We start from the raw sequence: 1,487 nt of genomic DNA on the forward strand, positions 1-1,487 counted from the left end.
TCCTGGTCGCGCTGGTGCTGGCCCTCGCCGACCTGCGGGAGCGGCAGACGCACCCGGAGCCGCCGATGGGCGACGGCCCGGCCCCGGAGCCCGCGGAGCGCACGCCGTCCAAGGCGTAGGGGGTGTCTCGTCGATCTTCGTGGATCAGCCCGCGGCGTCTGGTGCGGTACCTCGGCGTGCGGTCGGGTCGTCCTCGTACTGGACGTACGTGGGCGATTCGGCCGTGCGGCGAGGTGCCGTGCCAGGGGTCGCGGGCCCGCGAAGGTCGGCGAGACATCCCCTAGGTGCCCACGACACCTTTCACAGCGCCTTGCGGCGCATGAGTACGGCGAGGGTGAGCAGGCCGGGCGGCAGTGGCAGCCAGACGGTCAGCATGCGGTAGCCGAGCACGGCGGAGGCGGCCGTGGCGGCGGGCGCGCCGGACGTGGCGAGCGCGAGGACGAGCGCCGCGTCCAGCGAGCCGAGCCCGCCCGGCGTCGGCAGCAGGGCGGCGGCACCGCTGGCGGCGAGGTACAGCAGGGCCACCTCGGGCGCGGGCAGCGGCAGCGCGACGGCACGCCCCACCGCGACCAGCACCGCGCAGTGCAGCGCGGCGAAGCCGAGCGAGCCGCCCCACAGGGCCGCCGCCCGCCGCGGCCGCGCGTGCACGGCCCGTACGTCGGCCATCAGCGCGCTCAGCAGCCGGCGGCAGCGCGGCCACAGCGGGCCGGCGGCGACCGCCGCGATCAGCAGCGCCGCGCAGAGCGCGCCGGTCAGCCAGACCAGCGGCACTTCCGGCGCGCGCAGCAGCCCCGGACAGAACGGCACCAGCAGCGCGATCAGCAGCAGCTTCGACACGCCTCCGGCCCCGCCCTTGACGGCGAGCGCACCGGCGGAGCGGCCCATGGGCAGCCCGCAGCGCAGCAGGAACCGCAGGTTCACCGCCCCGGCACCGATCCCGGCGGGCAGCAGATGGTTGGCGGCGCAGGCGGCGAACTGGGCCGCGACGAGCCGCCCGCCGGGCAGCCGTTCCACGACGGCCCCCTGCTGGGCGAGCGCGGCTGCCGCCCAGGTACCCACGGCCGCGACCGCCCCGACCGAGAGCCAGCCCTGGTCGGCCTCGGTGAGCCGCACCGCCCCGCTGCGCACGGTGGGCCAGTACCGCTGGGCGAGGTAGGCGAGGACGAGCAGGACGCAGACCAGCAGCCCCACCTGCCAGACGAGACCCCGCACGCGCGGCGTCGGCCGGCCGGCCGGTACGGGGAGCACTTCGGGAGCGTCCTGCGTCATCGGCACCCCTCCCCCTCCACGGAAGCACCCGTCGCCGACGCCCGGGGAAACCGGACGCCACAGCGAAATCAAGGTCAAACTAACGCGGAACCACACCCCCCGCCGCGCAGGTACGGCCATACGGCGGCGGCCCGGCGCGCGGCGGGGGTTACGCACAGGGTGACCGGCGGGCTCAGAGCCCCTTCGGCACCCGGTGCGGCGGCTGCTCGGGGGTGGGG

Annotated in this window: 1 protein-coding gene; it reads right to left on the reverse strand. The window is 76.7% G+C overall.

The features are described 5' to 3' along the window. Positions 1–300: 300 nt before the first annotated feature. Positions 301–1,269: a lysylphosphatidylglycerol synthase domain-containing protein gene (locus CCN33_RS18465; protein WP_086694686.1), complete on the reverse strand. Its 969-nt coding sequence runs from the start codon at positions 1,267–1,269 to the stop codon at positions 301–303. Between the last annotated feature and the right edge of the window lie 218 nt (positions 1,270–1,487).

It is taken from the genome of Streptomyces recifensis, from assembly GCF_002154615.1.
Lineage (GTDB): Bacteria > Actinomycetota > Actinomycetes > Streptomycetales > Streptomycetaceae > Streptomyces > Streptomyces griseoluteus.

What these genes read in the sequence shown, in the direction of transcription:
- CCN33_RS18465 (WP_086694686.1), bottom strand. Translation starts at nt 1,269, where the DNA reads ATGACGCAGGACGCTCCCGAAGTGCTCCCCGTACCGGCCGGCCGGCCG.